Source organism: Sphingomonas sp. BK069 (assembly GCF_014193405.1).
GTDB lineage: Bacteria > Pseudomonadota > Alphaproteobacteria > Sphingomonadales > Sphingomonadaceae > Sphingomonas.
The window spans coordinates 934,538-951,970 of sequence record NZ_JACHZH010000001.1; the positions used below are offsets into that span (position 1 = coordinate 934,538).

The 17,433-nt window shown below is 69.6% G+C and carries 19 protein-coding genes; 5 read left to right on the forward strand and 14 right to left on the reverse strand.

The genetic code is table 11. The features are described 5' to 3' along the window. Positions 1-95 precede the first annotated feature (95 nt). Genes FHY02_RS04680 through FHY02_RS04695 form a run of 4 tightly spaced genes read right to left on the reverse strand, consistent with a single transcriptional unit; the run spans position 96 to position 3,032 of the window. Entirely contained in the window at positions 96-632 is a 537-nt protein-coding gene (locus tag FHY02_RS04680) for a GNAT family N-acetyltransferase (protein WP_183920700.1), read from the reverse strand. Continuing rightward, the gene (locus tag FHY02_RS04685; protein ID WP_183920701.1) at positions 629-1,420 is read right to left on the reverse strand and encodes a LysR family transcriptional regulator; all 792 of its coding nucleotides are present in this window, start codon (positions 1,418-1,420) and stop codon (positions 629-631) included. The genes FHY02_RS04680 and FHY02_RS04685 overlap by 4 nt, the downstream gene beginning before the upstream one ends. After that, positions 1,417-1,815 (reverse strand): Co2+/Mg2+ efflux protein ApaG, encoded by a 399-nt coding sequence (gene apaG / locus FHY02_RS04690; RefSeq protein WP_183921435.1) that lies wholly within the window; start codon positions 1,813-1,815, stop codon positions 1,417-1,419. The genes FHY02_RS04685 and apaG overlap by 4 nt, the downstream gene beginning before the upstream one ends. An 11-nt stretch (positions 1,816-1,826) precedes the next feature. After that, positions 1,827-3,032, reverse strand: a complete 1,206-nt coding sequence (locus FHY02_RS04695; RefSeq protein WP_183920702.1) for a PLP-dependent aspartate aminotransferase family protein — start codon at positions 3,030-3,032, stop codon at positions 1,827-1,829. Positions 3,033-3,208: 176 nt separating this feature from the next. Here FHY02_RS04695 and FHY02_RS04700 point away from each other — a divergent pair, with 176 nt between their 5' ends. Continuing rightward, a complete protein-coding gene (locus tag FHY02_RS04700) occupies positions 3,209-4,462 on the forward strand; it encodes a glycosyltransferase family 39 protein (RefSeq protein ID WP_260172609.1) in 1,254 nt (417 codons plus the stop codon). A 90-nt stretch (positions 4,463-4,552) separates the two neighbouring features. On the opposite strand, the gene FHY02_RS04705 is transcribed toward FHY02_RS04700, so the two are convergent. Then, the gene (locus tag FHY02_RS04705; RefSeq protein ID WP_183920703.1) at positions 4,553-5,347 is read right to left on the reverse strand and encodes an aldo/keto reductase; all 795 of its coding nucleotides are present in this window, start codon (positions 5,345-5,347) and stop codon (positions 4,553-4,555) included. Positions 5,348-5,426: 79 nt separating this feature from the next. Between FHY02_RS04705 and FHY02_RS04710 the strand changes: the two genes are divergently transcribed. Beyond that, on the forward strand, positions 5,427-6,059 hold the full coding sequence (locus tag FHY02_RS04710; RefSeq protein WP_183920704.1) for a DedA family protein: 633 nt from the start codon (positions 5,427-5,429) through the stop codon (positions 6,057-6,059). Positions 6,060-6,063: 4 nt separating this feature from the next. Here the strand turns inward: FHY02_RS04710 and FHY02_RS04715 are convergent, their stop codons facing one another. Continuing rightward, the gene (locus FHY02_RS04715) at positions 6,064-6,672 is read right to left on the reverse strand and encodes a hypothetical protein (protein ID WP_183920705.1); all 609 of its coding nucleotides are present in this window, start codon (positions 6,670-6,672) and stop codon (positions 6,064-6,066) included. A gap of 89 nt (positions 6,673-6,761) precedes the next feature. Beyond that, the gene (locus tag FHY02_RS04720; RefSeq protein WP_183920706.1) at positions 6,762-7,292 is read right to left on the reverse strand and encodes an adenine phosphoribosyltransferase; all 531 of its coding nucleotides are present in this window, start codon (positions 7,290-7,292) and stop codon (positions 6,762-6,764) included. Positions 7,293-7,447: 155 nt separating this feature from the next. On the opposite strand from FHY02_RS04720, the gene FHY02_RS04725 reads away from it, so the two are divergent. The 3 genes from FHY02_RS04725 (at position 7,448) to FHY02_RS04735 (ending at position 10,212) form a co-directional block, all read left to right on the forward strand. Continuing rightward, entirely contained in the window at positions 7,448-8,998 is a 1,551-nt protein-coding gene (locus tag FHY02_RS04725; protein ID WP_183920707.1) for an amidase, read from the forward strand. Positions 8,999-9,100: 102 nt separating this feature from the next. Next, positions 9,101-9,502, forward strand: a complete 402-nt coding sequence (locus FHY02_RS04730) for a cupin domain-containing protein (RefSeq protein WP_183920708.1) — start codon at positions 9,101-9,103, stop codon at positions 9,500-9,502. Next, positions 9,499-10,212 (forward strand): RibD family protein, encoded by a 714-nt coding sequence (locus FHY02_RS04735; RefSeq protein ID WP_183920709.1) that lies wholly within the window; start codon positions 9,499-9,501, stop codon positions 10,210-10,212. Before FHY02_RS04730 ends, FHY02_RS04735 begins: the two co-directional genes overlap by 4 nt. Here FHY02_RS04735 and FHY02_RS04740 read toward each other — a convergent pair. The 7 genes from FHY02_RS04740 to guaA all read right to left on the reverse strand — a co-directional run bounded on the left by FHY02_RS04740 (position 10,197) and on the right by guaA (position 17,355). Beyond that, positions 10,197-10,898: a TadE/TadG family type IV pilus assembly protein gene (locus FHY02_RS04740; RefSeq protein ID WP_183920710.1), complete on the reverse strand. Its 702-nt coding sequence runs from the start codon at positions 10,896-10,898 to the stop codon at positions 10,197-10,199. The genes FHY02_RS04735 and FHY02_RS04740 overlap by 16 nt on opposite strands. Next, the gene (locus FHY02_RS04745; RefSeq protein WP_311731773.1) at positions 10,889-11,473 is read right to left on the reverse strand and encodes a TadE/TadG family type IV pilus assembly protein; all 585 of its coding nucleotides are present in this window, start codon (positions 11,471-11,473) and stop codon (positions 10,889-10,891) included. Before FHY02_RS04745 ends, FHY02_RS04740 begins: the two co-directional genes overlap by 10 nt. Continuing rightward, positions 11,470-13,350 (reverse strand): TadE/TadG family type IV pilus assembly protein, encoded by a 1,881-nt coding sequence (locus tag FHY02_RS04750; RefSeq protein ID WP_260158761.1) that lies wholly within the window; start codon positions 13,348-13,350, stop codon positions 11,470-11,472. The genes FHY02_RS04745 and FHY02_RS04750 overlap by 4 nt, the downstream gene beginning before the upstream one ends. Positions 13,351-13,547: 197 nt before the next feature. Then, a complete protein-coding gene (locus tag FHY02_RS23410) occupies positions 13,548-13,925 on the reverse strand; it encodes a DUF6894 family protein (protein ID WP_409322222.1) in 378 nt (125 codons plus the stop codon). After that, on the reverse strand, positions 13,867-14,610 hold the full coding sequence (locus FHY02_RS04760; RefSeq protein WP_183920714.1) for a DUF1080 domain-containing protein: 744 nt from the start codon (positions 14,608-14,610) through the stop codon (positions 13,867-13,869). The genes FHY02_RS23410 and FHY02_RS04760 overlap by 59 nt, the downstream gene beginning before the upstream one ends. A 97-nt stretch (positions 14,611-14,707) precedes the next feature. After that, on the reverse strand, positions 14,708-15,532 hold the full coding sequence (bla, locus tag FHY02_RS04765; RefSeq protein WP_260158760.1) for a subclass B3 metallo-beta-lactamase: 825 nt from the start codon (positions 15,530-15,532) through the stop codon (positions 14,708-14,710). 269 nt (positions 15,533-15,801) lie between these two features. Further along, the gene (gene guaA, locus FHY02_RS04770; protein ID WP_183920716.1) at positions 15,802-17,355 is read right to left on the reverse strand and encodes a glutamine-hydrolyzing GMP synthase; all 1,554 of its coding nucleotides are present in this window, start codon (positions 17,353-17,355) and stop codon (positions 15,802-15,804) included. Between the last annotated feature and the right edge of the window lie 78 nt (positions 17,356-17,433).

Below are 17,433 nucleotides of genomic sequence, written 5' to 3' on the forward strand. Positions count from 1 at the left end.
AAAGCGGTGGCGCAGGAAGGGTAGCCCTGGTGATCGCAAAAGCTCGTTCGACTGGACCGCTGGTGCCGCCGGGGTGGCCTCCATCGCCCAACTCATCAAGTCGGAGCGCCCGCCGCCCCGCGCCACTCGTCGCGCAGCAGCCCCCACAGCAATGTATCGCGCACGCCGATGTGAGTCTCCCATTCGGCGCGCAACAGCCCTTCTCGGCGGAAACCGAGCGCCTCGAGCAGGCGGTTGGAGCCGACGTTCTCCGGATCCGTATCGGCGAACACGCGCCGATAACCCTCTCCGAACAGCTGCTCGATGACGGCGCCGACCGCCTCGCGCCCGTAACCCCGCCGCTGCGCCTCGGGTACCAGCAGGTAGCCGATCTCGATCACGCCGGCGCGCTTCTCGCCCGCGGCGACAAAGCCGATCGCGATGTCGTCGTCCGCGTGCGTGACCGCCCAGGTGCGCCAACTGCCATCGTCGCGGGCGATGAAGCGCTCACGCAAGGCTGCGACCGATTCGGCCGGCGCGTGCGACCACCAGGTCATTGCCGCCGCGTCACCCATCGCGGCGAAGAGCGCCTCGGCATCGTCGGGCACGCGCGCGCGCAGCGCCAGACGCGCGGTCGCGAGCCGCGGCGTCATCCGCCCAGCGCTTCCACCAGCGCCTGCACCTTGCGCTGGCGCCATTGCGGAGTCGGCGCGATCAGCCAATAGCCGAGCCGCGACGGCACCGCCTCGCCGACCACCACCAGCCGCCCCGCCTCGACGTCGCGCGTCACGAGCAGTTCGGGCACGGTGGCGCGGCCCAGGCCGGCCGCGGCGGCGTCGATCGCCAGACCGGCGTCGCCGACGCGCACCTGCGCCCCGCCCTCGCCCGCCGGAGCGCCCGGCCAGTGGATCACCGCCGAGGCGCCGCCGCCCGCGCGCTCGACCGTCACCAGCCCCTCGCTCTCGATCGCCTCGCCTTCCAGCGCGCCCGGTCCCTCGCCCCAGCGGATGGCGAGGTCGAGGTTGGCCTCGGTGAAATCGACGGTGTCGTCGGCCGCGACCAGCGCGAAGCGCAGCTCGGCATCGGCCGCGGCGATCTCGGCGAGCCGCGGCAGCAACCATTTTTCCGTGACGTCGCGCGGTGCCGCGATCGTCAGCGACTTGGACGACTGGCCCGCCTGCATCGCGCGCACCGCTTCCTCGAACTCGAGGAAACCCTGGCGCAGCGGCCCGAGCCCCGCCTCGCCCTCGGGAGTCAGCTCCAGCCCCTTGGTGGTGCGGCGGAACAGGACGACGCCCAGCGTGTCCTCCAGCGCGCGGATCTGCTGGCCGACCGCGGCGGGGGTCACTGCCAATTCGTCGGCGGCGCGGGTGAAAGAAAGGTGGCGCGCCGCCGCATCGAGCACGCGCAGACCGTTGAGCGGCAGATGGGTGCGCTTCACTCCGCCACCGCCGGCGCGGTCAGCGCGAAGCGCGGAATGGCGACGTCGAAGAGCTGCCCGTCCTCGGCGATCATGCGATAGCTGCCCTGCATCGCGCCGCTGGGCGTGGCGAGCGGGCAGCCCGAGACATAATCGTAGCTCGCGCCCGGCGCGATCAGCGGCTGCTCGCCGACGACGCCCTCGCCCTCCACGGTGTGCCGCGCGCCATTGCCATCGGTGATGACCCAGTGGCGCGTGAGCAGCTGCACCGCACCCTCACCGTCATTCTCCAGCCGAATGTGATAGGCCCAGAACCAGCGCCCGCGCGCCGGCTCGGACTGTTCGGGCAGATAGCTGACCGAGACCCGCACGGTGACCGTCCCGGTCGTCGTCGCGAGCGGGAACAGCGCCTCCATGCCGATCGCGGTCATAAGCCGACCTGCCGGAGTGCCTGGTCGAGATCGTCGATCAGGTCCTGCGGGTCCTCGAGCCCGACGTTGAGCCGCAACAGCCCCTCGCTCACGCCCATCTCGGCGCGCGCCTCGGCGCTGACGCCGTAATGCGTGGTGGAGGCGGGATGCGTCATCAGCGAGCGAGAATCACCGATATTGTTCGAGATGTCGATGAGTTGCAGCGCGTTGAGGAGAGCGTGCGCCTGCGCGCGATCGGCCACCTCGAAGGCGAAGATCGGCCCCGTCGCGACCATCTGCGCCATCGCCAGCGCGTGCTGCGGGTGGCTGGCCAGGCCGGGATGCAGGATCCGCGGCACCCGCCCCTCGAGAAATTGCCCTACCGCGACCGCGTTCTCCGACTGGCGTCGGATGCGGAGGTCGAGCGTCTCCAGCCCCTTGAGCACGACCCAAGCGTTGAAGGCGCTGAGCGTCGGCCCGGTGTTGCGGGTGAAGGGCAGCAACGTGTTGGTGACGAAATCCTCGCTCCCGCACACCGCGCCGGCGAGCACGCGGCCCTGCCCGTCCATCATCTTGGTGGCGGAATAGGCGACCACGTCGGCGCCGAACTCGAGCGGGCGCTGGAGCGCGGGCGTGGCGAAGGCATTGTCGACCACGCTGACGATCCCGCGTTCGCGCGCGATGCCGCACACCGCCTTGAGGTCGACCACGTCCATCGTCGGATTGGCGGGGGTCTCGAAGAAGAAGACCTTGGTGTTGGGCCGCACCGCCGCCTCGAACGCGCCGGGGTCGCGCGCGTCGACCGTGGTCGACTGGATGCCGAAGCGCGGCAGCAGGGTGTCGACCAGCCAGCGGCACGAACCGAAGGCGGCGCGCCCGGCGACGACATGGTCGCCCTGTTGCAGCTGGCATAGCAGCGCCGCGGTCATCGCCGCCATGCCCGTCGCCATGGTGCGGCACGCCTCGGCGCCCTCGAGCAGCGCGATGCGGTGCTCCAGCATCTCGACGGTCGGGTTCTGCAGGCGGGAATAGGTCATCCCCTCCTGCTCGCCGGCGAAGCGCGCCGCGGCGTCCTCGGCACAGTCATAGCTGTAGCCCGAGGTGAGGAAGATCGCCTCCGAGGTCTCGCCGAACTCGGATCGGGCGGTGCCGCCGCGCACCGCGAGGGTGGCGGGGCGCCAATGCTGGGTGACCGACCGGTCCTGTCCGCTACGCCGCTTCATGCGGGCACGCTTAGCCCCGGGCGGCGCGCGGAGACAAGGGGCAGCGCGGCGCTGGCGGGCTTGTCGCCGCAGCGAGGCTGACGCAAGGAAGCGGAGTGTTCCTGCGCAGGCAGGAACCCCGGGGTTATGACCCGCCACGCTCGCGGCCCTGGGCTCCTGCGTGTGCGGGAGCACGCATGGGGAAGTTGATGGCCGCGCGCGACGAGACGGTGACCACGCCCCGCCCCTGGTTACTCGGGATGGCGATCGCGCTCGCCGCCGAGCTGCTGTTCCTGTTCCGCGTGACCGTTCCCGACAAGCCAGTGTTCGACGAGGTTCATTATCTGCCCGCCGCGCGCGCGCTGCGCGATCTCAGCGGCCCCGCCAACATGGAGCACCCGCTGCTCGCCAAGGAACTGATCGCGCTGGGGCTGCGGCTGTTCGGCGACGGGCCGCTGGGCTGGCGCGCGATGTCGACCGTGGCGGGAAGCGCGACGGTCGCGGGGGTGTTCGCGCTGACCTGGCTGCTGACCGGGCGCACCCGCGCCGCGCTGACCGGCGCGCTGCTCGCGGTGCTAAGCTTCACCGTCTACGTCCAAGCGCGGATTGCGATGCTGGACACCTTCCTGCTCGCCTTCCTGCTGTGGGGGATCGTGCTGCTCACCGCCACGATGCGCGACGGCAGCGTCGCGCGCTGGACCGCCGGCGCGACGCTGCTGGGGCTCGCCACCGCGTGCAAATGGGTCGCGGCGCCGTACGTGGCCGCGGCGGGGGTGACGTTCGTGCTGATGAAGCGCGAGCGGCCCGCGCGCTGGCCGGGGCTCGGCGCGAGGCGCGCGCTGGCGCTGCTGGGCGGCGTGTCGGTGGCGGTGTATTTCCTCACCTTCGTCCCCGCCTTCTTCTACGCCAATGAGCGGATGACGGTCGCGCGTTTGCTGCCGTTCCAGTGGGACATGTACCTGCGCCAGACGCAGAAGCTGCCGCACCATACCTATCAGTCGGACTGGTGGACCTGGCCGCTGCTGATCCGTCCGATCTGGTACTTGTACGAGCCCGTCGACGGCGCGCAGCGCGGCATCATCCTGCTCGGCAACCCCGCGGTAATGTGGGGCGGTCTGGCGGCGGTGGCGGCCTGCTATTGGGGCTGGGTGAAGCGCGGGTCGGCACGGCTGCTCGCGCCCGCGGTGCTGTGGACCTTCGCGGTCGGGATCTTCGCGGTGATCCCCAAGTCGCTTGGGTTCTATTATTATTACTACCCGGCGAGCGTCTTCCTGAGTGTCGCGCTGGCCGTGGCGCTGGACCATTGGCGCGCGCGACTGGAGTGGTGGAACGAGGTGTACCTGCTGCTGGCGTTCGCACTGACGCTCTACTTCCTGCCGGTGCTTACCGCCGCCCCGCTGGCGCATGCCGCGGCGTTCCACCGCTGGACGTGGTTCCCGAGCTGGGTGTGAACGCCAGGCAAGCACGTGCTCCTTCACATAAGACTTGTTTAGACGCGTGCAGACTTTCGTCTCCGACCGCCAGCGCTGCGTGTCCTTCGCCTACAGCTCGCGCGGATCGGGTCCCATCCGGCCATCGGGATCGTCCATCGCGTCGATCGCGGCGACGTCCTCCTCGCTCAGACGCAGCTCGGTCGCCTGCCAGTTGCTCGCGAGATGCTCGGGATTGCCCGCCTTGGGAATGACCGCCAGCCCCTTGGCGAGGTGCCAAGCGATCAGCACCTGCGCCGGCGTGGCATCGAGCCGCTCGGCGATTGCGACCACGCGCTCGTCGCGCAGCGTCTCACCCTGCCCCAGCGGCGACCAGCTCTGGGTGACGATCCCGCGCTCGCGGTTGTAGGCCTGCACCTCGCGCTGCTGGAAAGTCGGGTGGAGTTCGATCTGGTTGACCGCGGGCACCACGCCGGTCGCGTCGATGATCGCGTCGAGATGCTCGGGCAGGAAGTTGGACACGCCGATCGAGCGTGCCTTCCCCGCGTCGCGCAACTGCACCAGCGTCTGCCACGCCTGGACATAGCGCTCTCCCGCGGGGTGCGGCCAGTGGATCAGGTACAGGTCGACGTGGTCGCGCCCGAGCAGCGCCAGGCTGGCGTCGAGCGCCGCCTCAGCGTCGCCGTGCTGGTCGTGCCACAATTTGGTGGTGAGCCATACCTCGTCGTGGCCCAGCCCTTCGCCGACGCCGCGCTCATTATGATACAGCGCCGCGGTATCGACGAGGCGAAAGCCGAGGTCGAGCCCGGCGCGGACAACCGCGGCCACCTGCGAATCGGGGATCTGGTAGGTGCCGAGCCCGAGCTGGGGCATCGGGCGGCCGTCGTTGAGCGTGAGATCGGTCATCCGCGTCGAACCGTTGCTGGACGGCACAGTTCCACTTTGCGGCTTCCATTCTGCATCCGCGTGACGCAAGCGCAGCATCATGGTCGAGAAGATCCTTGCCGCGCTCGCCGGCTTCGCCATCGCCGTGATCTCCCGCGGCGGCTATCTCGGTATCGCGCTGCTGATGGCGATCGAGAGCGCGTGCATCCCGCTGCCGTCCGAGATCATCATGCCGTTCGCGGGCTATCTCGTCTCCACCGGCGAGCTCAACCTGTTCCTCGCCGCGACCGCGGGCGCGATCGGCTGCAACATCGGCTCTGTCATCGCCTATGAAATCGGGCGCCGCGGCGGGCGGCCGATGGCGGAAAAGTTCGGCCGCTACGTGCTGATCGGCCCGGGCGAGCTCGACCTCGCCGATCGTTTCTTCAACCGCTGGGGCGCCTGGGCGATCCTGATCGGGCGCATGCTGCCCGTGATCCGCACCTTCGTCGCCTTCCCCGCCGGGGTGGCGCGGATGAAGCTGATCCCGTTCCACGTCTATACCTTCGTAGGCTCCTGGCCGTTCTGCCTGCTGCTCGCCTGGATCGGCATGACGCTGGGCGACAAGTGGAACAGTGACCCGCGGCTCAAAGCCTTCTTCCACCGCGCCGACGCGGCGATCGGCGTGGTGCTGGTCGCGGCGATCGCCTTCTACGTCTGGCACCGGGTGCGCGGCCTGAAGAAGCACGGCTGAGCCGTCAGCGCGGGCGCTCCCCGCGCCGCGGCGCCGGCCCGCGATCCCCGCTTCCACGGTTCGGCCCGCGATCAAGGCGGGGCGTGCGATAGCCTTCCGCGCGGTTCTCCCGGCGCAGCTCGCGGTAGTCGCGCCGCACGTCCCCGCGATATTCCTGGCGCGCGTCGCGCCGCCCCTGACGGAACTGGTCGCGCGTGATCGTGCCGCTGCGATAGGCGTCGCGATTGGCGCGAAGGTCACCGCGATAGTCGCGCCGCTCGCGCCCGACATCGCGGCGAAAGTCGCGCCAATTGTCGCGCACGTCGCGGCCGGCATAGCTGCCGCGGCGCTGCTGCCAGTAGCGCTGCTGGTTGTCGTTCCAGCGATAGGGACGACGATAGCGATCGTAGACGTAGACGCCGGTGCCCGGGTAGTAGAAGCCGTCGTTCCAGCCGTAGTAGCTCGGCGCATAGCCATAGCCGCCGTAGCCGTACCCGCCGTACGGGTCGTCGTAATAGCCGCCGCTGCCGACGCCGAGGCCGACCCCGCTATAGCCATAGCCGGTCGAGCAGGCAGAGGTCATGAGCGCCAGCCCGCCGAGCAGGCCAGCGGCGACGATGTGGGTCCATCTCATCGGAACTCTCCATACCACGGAGGAAGCGGCTGGTACGCGCCGCCAGTATGGAGCCAACGGCGCTGGGCCGGTGGCGGTTCCGGCGACGCTCAGTGACCCTCGAAGGCCACCAGCGCGCTGACCGCGATGTCCTCGTCGCGCAGTCGCTCGGCGCCGCCCAGGTCGGGCAGGTCGACGACGAACTGCGCCTGGCGCACCTCGGCACCGGCCTTGCGCAGTAGCCGCACCGCGGCGCGCGCCGTGCCGCCGGTGGCGATGAGGTCGTCGACGAGCAGCACGCGCGCGCCCGGCGCGCAGGCGTCGGCGTGGATCGCGATCCGGTCGCTGCCGTACTCGAGCGCATAATCCTCGGCGATGGTCGCCCCGGGCAGCTTGCCGTCCTTGCGGATCAGCAGCACGCCGGCGCGGAGCGGCACCGCCAGCGCCGCGGCGAAGAGGAAACCGCGCGCCTCGATCCCTGCCACCAGATCGACTGGGCCTTCAGTCGCCGCCACCATCCGCTCGACACAGGCGGCCACGCCGGCAGGATCGAGCAATAGGGTGGTAATATCGCGGAACTGGATGCCGGGTTTGGGGAAGTCGGGAATGGTCCGGATCAGGGCTCGAAGATCGTCGTTCATGCGCGGCTCCGCGGCGGCGGGAGAAGAAGGCGCCGAGGCGCGATCGTCGCGGGTTCCTAGCCGGTGCGGGCCGGAAGTCCATCGCCGGCGCGCCGCGCGCTTGCCCAAGCGCCTGCGAACGCGCGAGGATAGGCGCGAATGATGAGGAGCGATCGATGCGCGCGACGATAACGGCAGTGGTTCTCACCGGGAGTCTGCTGGCGCTGCCCGCGGCCGCCGCGCCGCAGGTGGAGGAAGTATCGCTCGAACAGCTAAGCGCGCAGCTCGCCGCCGGGAAAACCAGCAGCGCGGCGCTCACCCGCGCCTATCTCGCGCGCATCGCCAAGGTTGATCGCAGCGGCCCGACGCTGCGCAGCGTCATCGCGCTCAACCCGGACGCGCTCGCTCAGGCGCGCGCGCTCGACGCCGAGCGCGCCGCTGGCCGCGTCCGCGGACCACTCCACGGCGTGCCGATCCTGCTCAAGGACAATATCGAGACCGCCGACCCGATCGCCACCACCGCCGGCAGCCTCGCGCTCGCCGGCAACATCACGCACCGCGACGCGCCGCTGGTGGCGCGATTGCGCGCGGCGGGCGCGGTGATCCTCGGCAAGACCAACCTGTCTGAATGGGCCAACATTCGATCGACGCGCTCGATGAGCGGCTGGAGCGCCGTCGGCGGGCTGGTGCGCAACCCCTATGCGCTCGATCGCACCGCCTGCGGCTCCTCCGCGGGCTCGGGCGCCGCGGTCGCCGCCAGCCTCGCCGCCGCGGCGGTGGGCACCGAGACGGACGGCTCGGTCACCTGCCCCTCCTCGATCAACGGGCTCGTCGGGCTCAAGCCGACGCTGGGGCTGGTCAGCGCCGATCGCGTCGTGCCGATCAGCCACAGCCAGGACACGCCCGGTCCGATGGCGCGCAGCGTGCGCGACGCTGCGCTGCTGCTCGGCGCCATGGCCGGCGGCACGACCGACTATGCCGCCGCGCTGTCCACCAGCGCGCTGAGCGGCGCGCGCGTGGCGGTGATTCGCCCACCCGAGCTGCGCCCCGCACTCGCCGCGCGCTACGACGCCGCACTGGCGGTGCTGCGCGCCGCCGGCGCCGAGCTGGTCGAGGTCACCCCGCCCAAACTGGAGGGGCTCGGCGAGGCCGAGCTGCTGGTGCTCAAGACCGAGCTCAAGGCCGATCTCAACGCCTATCTGGCCACGACGCCGGCGAGTGTCACGACGCGCACGCTCGCCGACGTGATCGCCTTCGATCGCGCCCATGCCGCGGCCGAGATGCCCTATTTCGGCCAGGAGCTGTTCGAGGCCGCGGAGGAGACCAAGGGGCTCGATGACCCGGCCTATCGCGCCGCGCGCGCGACCTCGCTGCGGCTCGCCGGCGCGCAGGGGATCGACGCGATGCTGCGCCAGGCGCGCGCGACGCTGCTGGTCGAGCCGAGCTACGACGCCGCCTGGCTCAGCGACCGCGTCTATGGCGACCAATATGGCGGCCCCTCGGCGTCGCAGCTGCCCGCGATCGCGGGCTACCCGCATCTCACCGTACCGATGGGGCTGGCCGACGGCCTGCCGGTCGGCCTCTCCTTCATCGCCACGCGCGGCGGCGATCAGGCGGTGCTCGGCGCAGGCTATGCCTATGAACAGCGCGCGCGGGCGCGGGTGGCGCCGCGTTACCTTGCCACGGCTTGGGTGAACGCCGCGGCGGACGCCGGCGTGGCACGCTGACGAAGGCGGTTCATCGCGGCGTCGCGACTTGCTCATCGTCCACGATGGAGACGGTGTACGCCCGCCGCGTTGAGCGGGCATCATCCTCGCGGAGACGTACCCATGAAGATCACGCGCAGCGGCGCCATCGCGTCCTCGCGCGGCCCGGCGGATTATTTCACCGGTACCGTGCGGCTCGACATGCCTTTCGCTGGCAGCGGCGCGCTCGCCGGCGCCACCGTCACCTTCGAGCCGGGCGCGCGCACCAACTGGCACACGCACCCGCTCGGCCAGACACTGCTCGTCACCTTCGGACGCGGGCGGGTGCAGCGCGAGGGCGGCGCGATCGAGGAGATCGCGCCGGGCGACATCGTCTATTTCGCGCCCGATGAGCGCCACTGGCACGGCGCCGCACCCGATACCGCTTTGACGCACATCGCCATCGCCGAGAAGAAGGATGGCAGCGCGGTCACCTGGCTCGCGCCGGTCAGTGACGAAGAGTATAGCGGTGAGGGTACGGCATGACCCGGCCGCGTCTGACTTGCCTGATGGCGGGTTCGCTCGACGGTCGACTGCACCCGAGCCGCTGGACCGAGAGCCCCGACGGCTCTGCGGCGGACTGGACTGGCGCCTATGAGGCGATCCACGACCGCTATGCCGCGGATGGCTGGATCGTCGGCCGCGTCACGATGGCGGAGATGGCCAAAGGCGAACCGCATCCGCCTTCCCCCAGCGGGGCGCCGCCCCGCCCGTTCCACGTCGCGCGCGACCACGGCCCCTATGCGATCGCGCTCGACCGCGCAGGCCGACTTCACTTCACCGCGGCGGACATTCACGGCGACCATGTCGTCGTGCTGCTCGGGCCGGACATCACCGACTCGCATCTCGCCGAGCTGGTCGGCGTTGGCGTCTCCTACATCGTCTGTGAGGGGCGCGGCGGCGGGCTCGACCTCGCCGCCGCGCTCGACATACTGGGCGAGCGGTTCGGTGCGCGCCATCTGCTGCTCGAGGGCGGCGGCGGGACGAACGGCAGCTTCCTCGCCGCCGGGCTGGTCGAGCAGTTCGACCTCGTGCTCGCGCCCGCGCTGGACGGCGGGGACAGCCGCGCGATCGTCGAGGCCGGGGAAACGGGGTTGAAGGGCAAGATCCGGCTTCAGCTGATCGGCGTCGACCCGCTCGCTCACGGCGCACTCCATCTGCGCTACGCCGTCACCGCCGCTCAGGACGCGGTGTAGCGGTCGCAGGTGTAGCGCTGCGCAGTCGGCGCGGGATTGTAGACCATATCGAAGGTGCGCCGGTCGCGCACGATGAACGACGCGGTGTAGCGCATCTGCTGCACGCCCGCGCTCAGCCAGCGGCTGCTGATAATCGGGTTGTAGAGGTAGTTGACCTCGACGAACATCACTCCGGTGCCCGGCGGCGCGGTAACCTGCGCGCCGGGCTTGCCCATGCCGGTCACCACCGTCCCGGCGTAGCCGCTGCCGGTCTGCGTGCCGGCCGTGACCGGCGTCGTGCCATAATGCGAGTCATAGTCGGCGCCGCTCTGCGTGCCGAGGCAACGCTGCCAGTGGATATATTGCTTCCCGCCGCTCTCTTCGAGCGAGGAGACGATGATGCGGCCTCTGGTCGTGAGCCCCAGCTTGCCGCCCTGCAGCCGCGCCGCGGTGAGCACGTCGTTGATGTCCACCTCGCGCAGCTGGGTCGAGTTGTCGCTCTGCATGCTGCCGACGCGCGAGGCATTGTCGGCGAGGTTGAGCGCGAGCTGGCTCACCTGAAGCGAGGTGAGCGCCAGGTTGCTGGTCTCGATGCCGTAGCAGCCGAGCGTCAGCACCACGGGCAAGGTGAGCGCGAACTCGATCATCGACACGCCTGAGCGGTCACGCCGCAGCCGTGCGGCGAGCGGGGCGAGGCTCAGGTGCATATCGACTTCACCACGTTGCTGGTCTGCGTCTTGTACGGCTGGTTCTTGAGCAACGTGCTGGCGGACAGCGACTGCACCCTGGGCCAGCCGGCCAGCGCCGCCATCGGGAAGATGCGGTTGTAGGTCACCGTGACGGTATAATTGGTAACGTCGTTGGCGCCGCCCTGCCCGCCGACTCCCGGGTCGGCGTCCCACACGCCGTTGCCGTTGACGTCGTCGAAACATTCGCCGCTGTCGCGCACGCCATTCCCGTTCCGGTCGTCGAAGGACTCGGGCTTGACCAGCGAGAAGCTGGCGTAGCTCTTGCGCGACGTGGTGATCGTCATCCCGCCGCCGAGCGAGGCGAGCATGGAGCGGACCTTGCCGTCGATCGCATCCTGGTCGGCGGCGTTGTTCTCCAGCGCGCTGTCGCGTCCCGCCTTGACTACCGCGCCTTCCAGCACCGAGCGGACATACACGCCGTACATCAGATCGAAGAGCCCGAGCACGACGAGGAACAGCACCGGTGCGAGCAGCGCGAACTCGATCGTGCTGACGCCGCGGCGGTCGCGGACGAGCGCGGCGCGCGCGCTCACTGGTCGATCCGCAGCATGGCGACCTGCTTGGCGATCTTCTGGAAGATCGCGGACAGCCCGCTGCCGGTGGTGGTGTACAGCGCCTGCGAGCTGTTGCGCGCGCATTGCGTCAGCTGGTCGCTGGAGCTGGTGTCAATCGCCACCGTCCACACGTCGATGCCGAGCTGTCGCGCGCGGCCGCACTCGTAGAGAAAGCGCGCATTGTGGTAGTTGGTGAGGTTGCCGGTGTCGCCGTTGCTGACGCGCTTATCGAAATTCTCCACCCCATATAGGCCGTACAATGCCGCGTTCGGCGACATGTCACCGTCCGTGAGAAAGACGATCACCTTGCGCGGCACGGGCTGGCCGGCGCGTCCGGCGTTGTCCGCGGCGAAGATGCCGCTGCCGCTGAGCAGCCGCGTCCCCCAGATCATGCCGGTGTCGTGATACGTACCGCCCAGCGGCCGGAAATCGGACGCGTCGACGTAGGCGGCAATATCAGCATTACTCATCGCCGAGAGACGGTGAACAGGCTTGCCGCACGAGTAATAGCCAAGCTGACGCCGATCCACACCGCCAAAATTCTGGTGCTTGTTGTTGTCGTCCCCGTTGGTGGTATCGGGGCTGACGCCCGTCAGCAGACGATTATACTCGACGTCGGCCCACATCGGCCGCCAGCGCGTGTCGGTGCCGTTGCTCGGGATCAGTTCCGGATCGAGGTCGTACGAAGCGGACGTGAAGTTGGTCGTGCCGGATTGCGTGGCGCGCTCCTCGATGCAACCGTCCCATGCCGTGTTCGTCGCGGCCACCTTGGTCGGATCGCCGACAGTCTTGCCCGCCACGAAACCGGTGACATCAAGCTTGCGCTGCCCGTAGGTATAGACCGGCCCCATGTTGCGCGTGACGTTGCCGTAGCAGGTGTTGTCCTTGGAGTTCCACAGCTGCCCGCCCGTGTAGCTCGCGGTACCGTCGCTGGCGAAAGCCGGCGCGGTGAGCGGCGCGCGATTGCCCATGACGGTGCCGCAGTTGGCAGAGCTCTTGCCATTGGCCGTGCCGCTCCAGCTGGCGACATATTCGTCGGTGATCCAGCGTGTCTGATAATCCCATTTGTCGTTGGCCGCGCCGCCGACCAGGTAGCTCGGCGCCACCTGGTAGATCGCCTTGCCCGCGTTGATCGTCGACGTGTAGGTGACGAAGCCGTAGCGGACGCGCGTGCTGCTATCGACCGAGGAGGCGATCACCGCGGCGAAGTCCTTCACCGCCTGGCGCAGCGCCTTGATGCGCGAGCCGTTGCCAGCGGTGGTCTCGGGAACGGCATAGCCGGTCGAGTTGAGGTAGCCCGGCATCGCATCAGGGTCGCTACCCGGGCGCGTGTAGGCGCGCGCCGAGTTGGCACTGACGTAATTGTTGCACTGCGTGTCGGTATCTTCCGGACGGCACGCCATCGAGCCCGTGGTGTCGAGCACGAACACGATGTCGGTGTCGGCGATGTCGAAGCGCGCCTTGCACGTCACCGTCAGATCGGCGGTGGCCATGGAGAACATCTTCATCACCGTCATCGGCACCTGCACCGTCGCGGTGCCCGCCACCTGCTGGTCGCTGGTCTTGCTCGGGGTGAAGCGGGCATTGGCGGCGCCGAAATAGCCCGCGCCGAAATTATTGGTGAAGAAGGTTTTGGCCTGCGCGGTGGCGGTGGCGTCGAGCGTCGTGCCGCCGTCGGTCGCCATGAAGCGCCGGCCTGCCAGCACGCCCGCGTCGCACGCCTGCTGAAGCCGCGACTTGACCACGTACATGCGCGACACGTCGAGCGCCGAGCCGGCGAGCGCGGCGAGCGGGATCATCGCCACCGCCATCATCGCCGCGACATTCGCGCCGCGATCGCGGGCCAGGCGGGTCAACCAGGAGAAGCTCATCATGCGCATGCGACCGCATCGGGGCCCGACGCGTCACCGGCGCACGCGTCGAGCGAGGGAAAACAGCCGCCCTCCCCGTTGCGCGGAGCCGAGAGCGACGCGGGTCTACGACCTCGTCGCCTTCCTCTATGTCATTCGTACTTAAAGATTAGTTCGCGCCGCGGTATACGACGCACAACGTGTCACTCGTCGGGAGCGCCGCGGACGTTGACGGTGGCGACGATCACGTTGAGCAGCGGGCGACGGCTCGAGTCTTCCACCGTCACGCGCCAATGGCCCTCCTCGGCATAACCGGGATGGTCGGAAAGATAGCTGCCCAGCTGCCTCACCCCCTCGTTACGCGCTTCCGCCACGTCAGTGCAGTTGACCCCGATCACGTCCCGTTCGCGACCGGCAAATTGAAAGTAAAACAGAGGCATCGTTCTCAGAAACGCGGAGAAGGTCGATCGTTCCAAAGACTGATCCAGGGCAGCGGCTCGGCGGCCGCTGCCCTGGACCGAATCACCGCGTCGCGCCGATCTTCCGCAGCTTGATGTTGCGGAACGCGACCGGCTCGCCATGGTCCTGCAGCGCGATCACGCCGCTGGTGAAGGTGCCGTACAGCGGCATCTTGGCGAACTTGGACTTGGCCACGCGCGCCTTCCACGCCGCGTCGCCGTAGGAGACGTCCGCGGTCGGCACGCCGTTGAGCCACTGGCGGATGCGACCGGGCTCGACCAGCAGCCGCGCGTGGTTCCAGCTGCCCGCCGGGCGCGACACGCCCGCGGGCGGCACGGTGATGTCGTAGAGCGAGCCGGCGCGATGCGACGGGATCTTGCCGTCGGGATGACCCTGATCGTCGAGCACCTGCATCTCGAGCCCGGTCTCATAGCTCTGCGTCGTCTCCGGCACGTTGCGCGCGAGATAGATCACGCCGCTGTTGCCGCCCGTCTCCACCTTCCAGTCGAGCGTGAGCTCGAACGGGCCGTAGCTCTCGGCGGTCGCGAGATCGGCGCCGCTCATGTGACCGCCCGAGGCGGTGAGCTCGAGCGCGCCGTCGCGCACCACCCAGGACGGTGTCGGCGCACCGCCCTCGAACGAGCGCCAGCCGGTGAGATCGCGGCCGTTGAACAGCAGGGTCCAGCCCGCGGCGCGTTCCCGGGCGCTGAGCGTGTTGGGCGCCGACGCACCGCGCTGCGCCACGCTCGGTGCCGACGACAGCGCCAGGGCGAGCGCGGCCAGGCCCGCCTTGGTCAGATTTCGCATCATGTCTCTCCTTCTCGTCGGCGTCATCCCATCGTCGGGCGACGCCGATGCAATCCATGAGCACTCAAGCGCATGCGCCCGTCCCGCGCAACGCCGCTCAGCGTTTCTCCTCGCGCAGCGTGCGCTCGAAATCGGCTCGTGCCGCACGCGCCATGTCGCCGAGCAATCGCGGCGCGACGAGCGTGCCCGTACGCTCGCGGGAGAACACGTCGGCCGCCTCGGGGTGCATCGGCAACACCACGTCGGCGCGCAGCCGCTCGATCCGGTCGAAGGTGGCCCGATAGTCACGCACGATCTCGGGGTAGCGGCGATTGCCGATCAGGCGATTTCCCGCGACCGTCATGCTACCCGCGAACAGCACCTCGCGCGGACGACCGTGATCGTCCACGCGCATGACCCAACTGGTACAGCCGGGCGTGTGTCCCGCGGTCGCCACGGCGCGCAGCGTGACCTCGCCGAGCCTGACTCGCTCGCCGTCCGCCACCGGCGACACGCGCGACACCGCGGGAAAGCGGTGGACGCCGTAGCTGGTCTCACCCGGCGGCGTCCCGCTCCGCAGCGCGGCGACGTCGCCGCTGCCGGCGAGCACGCGCGCGCCGGTGTCGCGCCGCATGCGCTCGAGCCCACCGACATGGTCGAAATGCGCGTGGCTGACGAGGATGAGCTTGACGTCGCTGAGCTTCAGCCCGAGCGAGCGGATGTTGCGCTCGATCGCGGGGACATTCTCGGCCATCGTCGCGTCCACCAGGATCGCGCCGGCGCTGGTGCGGATCAGATAGGCGCCGAGCCCGCGCGTGCCGACATAGGTGATCGGGCCGAGCAGGTGCAGCGGCGGGCGCGGCTGTGTCCACTCGGGCGGGTCACCGCTCGCCGCCGTGGCAGGCGCAGCGGGGAGCGCGAGCGCGGTTGCGATGGGCAGCAAGACACCGAGAAGGCGGCGAGCGCTCGAGCAAGCCCGCGCCGGTAACGCGCTCTGGATCGCAGTGTCACGCCGCGCCCGGCGGCGCGCGCCGCTGAATGACGCGGGCGAGCAGCCCCCGGCTGCTCGCTCTTCCCGCGCGCCGCCACGGCTCGCGCCGCCGAATGACGCGGGCGAGCAGCCCCCGGATGCTCGCTCTTCCCGCGCGCCGCGGCGGCTCGCGCCGCCGAATGACGCGGGCGAGCAGCCCCCGGCTGCTCGCTCTTCCCGCGTCATTCCCACTCGATCGTGCCCGGCGGCTTGGAGGTGTAATCGTAGGTCACCCGGTTGATGCCCTTCACCTCGTTGATGATCCGCGTCGCGACCCGCGGCAGGAAATCGCCCGGGAACTGGAACGCCTGCGCCGTCATCCCGTCGGTCGAGGTCACCGCGCGCAGCGCCAGCACCGAATCATACGTCCGCCCGTCGCCCATCACGCCGACCGAGCGCACCGGCAGCAGCACCGCGAACGCCTGCCAGATCGTGTCGTACAGCCCCGCTGCGCGAATCTCCTCGAGGTAGATCGCGTCGGCCTTGCGGAGGATGTCGCAGCGCTCCTTGCTGACCTCGCCCGGGATGCGGATCGCGAGCCCCGGCCCGGGGAACGGGTGGCGGCCGACGAAGGCGACGGGCAGCCCCAGCTCGCGGCCGAGTTCACGCACCTCGTCCTTGAACAGCTCGCGCAGCGGCTCGACCAGCTTCATGTTCATGCGCTCGGGCAGGCCGCCGACATTGTGGTGGCTCTTGATCGTCACCGAGGGGCCGCCGGTGAAGCTCACGCTCTCGATCACGTCGGGGTAGAGCGTGCCCTGCGCGAGGAACTCGGCGCCGCCGATCTTGCGCGCCTCGTCCTCGAACACGTCGATGAAGGTCTTGCCGATGAACTTGCGCTTGGCCTCGGGGTCGGTGACCCCGGCCAGGCCGCCGAGGAACAGCGTCTCGGCGTTCACGTGCACCAGCGGGATGTTGTAATGGTTGCGGAACAGGCCGACGACCTGGTCGGCCTCGCCCGCGCGAAGCAGCCCGTGATCGACGAAGACGCAGGTGAGCTGGTCGCCGATCGCCTCGTGGATCAGCACCGCCGCCACGGCGGAGTCGACCCCGCCCGACAGGCCGCAGATCACGCGGCCATCACCGACCTGTTCGCGGATCTCGGCGATCTTGGTGGCGCGGAACTCGGCCATCGTCCAGTCGCCCGCTAGCCCGCAGACGTGGCGCGCGAAATTGGCGATCAGCTTGCCCCCGTCCGGCGTGTGGACCACCTCGGGATGGAACTGCATGCCGTAATAGCGGCGTGACTCGTCGGCGGTGAGCGCGAAGGGCGCTCCCTTGGACGAGGCGACCGGGGCGAACCCGGGCGCGAGCGCGGCGACATGGTCGCCGTGGCTCATCCACACCTGGTGGCGCTCGCCCGACTGCCACAGCCCGTCGAACAGCCCGCAGGCGGCGTCGACCTCGACATAGGCCTCGCCGAACTCGCCGGCATTGCCCTTCTCGACCTTGCCGCCGAGCTGCTCGTTCATCACCTGCTGGCCGTAGCAGATGCCGAGCACCGGCACGCCCGAGTCGAACACCGCCTGGGGCGCGCGCGGGCTGCCCTCGTCCACGACCGAGGCAGGGCCGCCGGAGAGGATCACGCCTTTCGGGCGCATCCGTTCGAAGGCGTCGGCGGCGGACTGGAAGGGCGCGATCTCGCTATAGACTCCCGCCTCGCGCACGCGGCGCGCGATCAACTGGGTCACCTGGCTGCCGAAATCGACGATGAGGATGCTGTCGGGATGCTCCATGGCGGGCCTGTAGCGGCTGTGCCCCGGGCTTGGAAGGGGCGCGAATGTTGCGAATGTTGAGTCCGGGCGGCGTGCGCG

Coding starts and splice junctions, on each gene's coding strand:
- FHY02_RS04760 (WP_183920714.1), bottom strand. CDS start 14,610: ATGCGAAATCTGACCAAGGCGGGCCTGGCCGCGCTCGCCCTGGCGCTG.
- FHY02_RS04695 (WP_183920702.1), bottom strand. CDS start 3,032: ATGAAGCGGCGTAGCGGACAGGACCGGTCGGTCACCCAGCATTGGCGC.
- FHY02_RS04705 (WP_183920703.1), bottom strand. CDS start 5,347: ATGACCGATCTCACGCTCAACGACGGCCGCCCGATGCCCCAGCTCGGG.
- FHY02_RS04730 (WP_183920708.1), top strand. CDS start 9,101: ATGAAGATCACGCGCAGCGGCGCCATCGCGTCCTCGCGCGGCCCGGCG.
- FHY02_RS04715 (WP_183920705.1), bottom strand. CDS start 6,672: ATGAGATGGACCCACATCGTCGCCGCTGGCCTGCTCGGCGGGCTGGCG.
- apaG (WP_183921435.1), bottom strand. CDS start 1,815: ATGGAGGCGCTGTTCCCGCTCGCGACGACGACCGGGACGGTCACCGTG.
- FHY02_RS04680 (WP_183920700.1), bottom strand. CDS start 632: ATGACGCCGCGGCTCGCGACCGCGCGTCTGGCGCTGCGCGCGCGCGTG.
- FHY02_RS04740 (WP_183920710.1), bottom strand. CDS start 10,898: ATGCACCTGAGCCTCGCCCCGCTCGCCGCACGGCTGCGGCGTGACCGC.
- FHY02_RS23410 (WP_409322222.1), bottom strand. CDS start 13,925: ATGGCGAGCCGGTCGCGTTCCGCAACATCAAGCTGCGGAAGATCGGCG.
- guaA (WP_183920716.1), bottom strand. CDS start 17,355: ATGGAGCATCCCGACAGCATCCTCATCGTCGATTTCGGCAGCCAGGTG.
- FHY02_RS04720 (WP_183920706.1), bottom strand. CDS start 7,292: ATGAACGACGATCTTCGAGCCCTGATCCGGACCATTCCCGACTTCCCC.
- FHY02_RS04700 (WP_260172609.1), top strand. CDS start 3,209: ATGGGGAAGTTGATGGCCGCGCGCGACGAGACGGTGACCACGCCCCGC.
- FHY02_RS04725 (WP_183920707.1), top strand. CDS start 7,448: ATGCGCGCGACGATAACGGCAGTGGTTCTCACCGGGAGTCTGCTGGCG.
- FHY02_RS04710 (WP_183920704.1), top strand. CDS start 5,427: ATGGTCGAGAAGATCCTTGCCGCGCTCGCCGGCTTCGCCATCGCCGTG.
- FHY02_RS04735 (WP_183920709.1), top strand. CDS start 9,499: ATGACCCGGCCGCGTCTGACTTGCCTGATGGCGGGTTCGCTCGACGGT.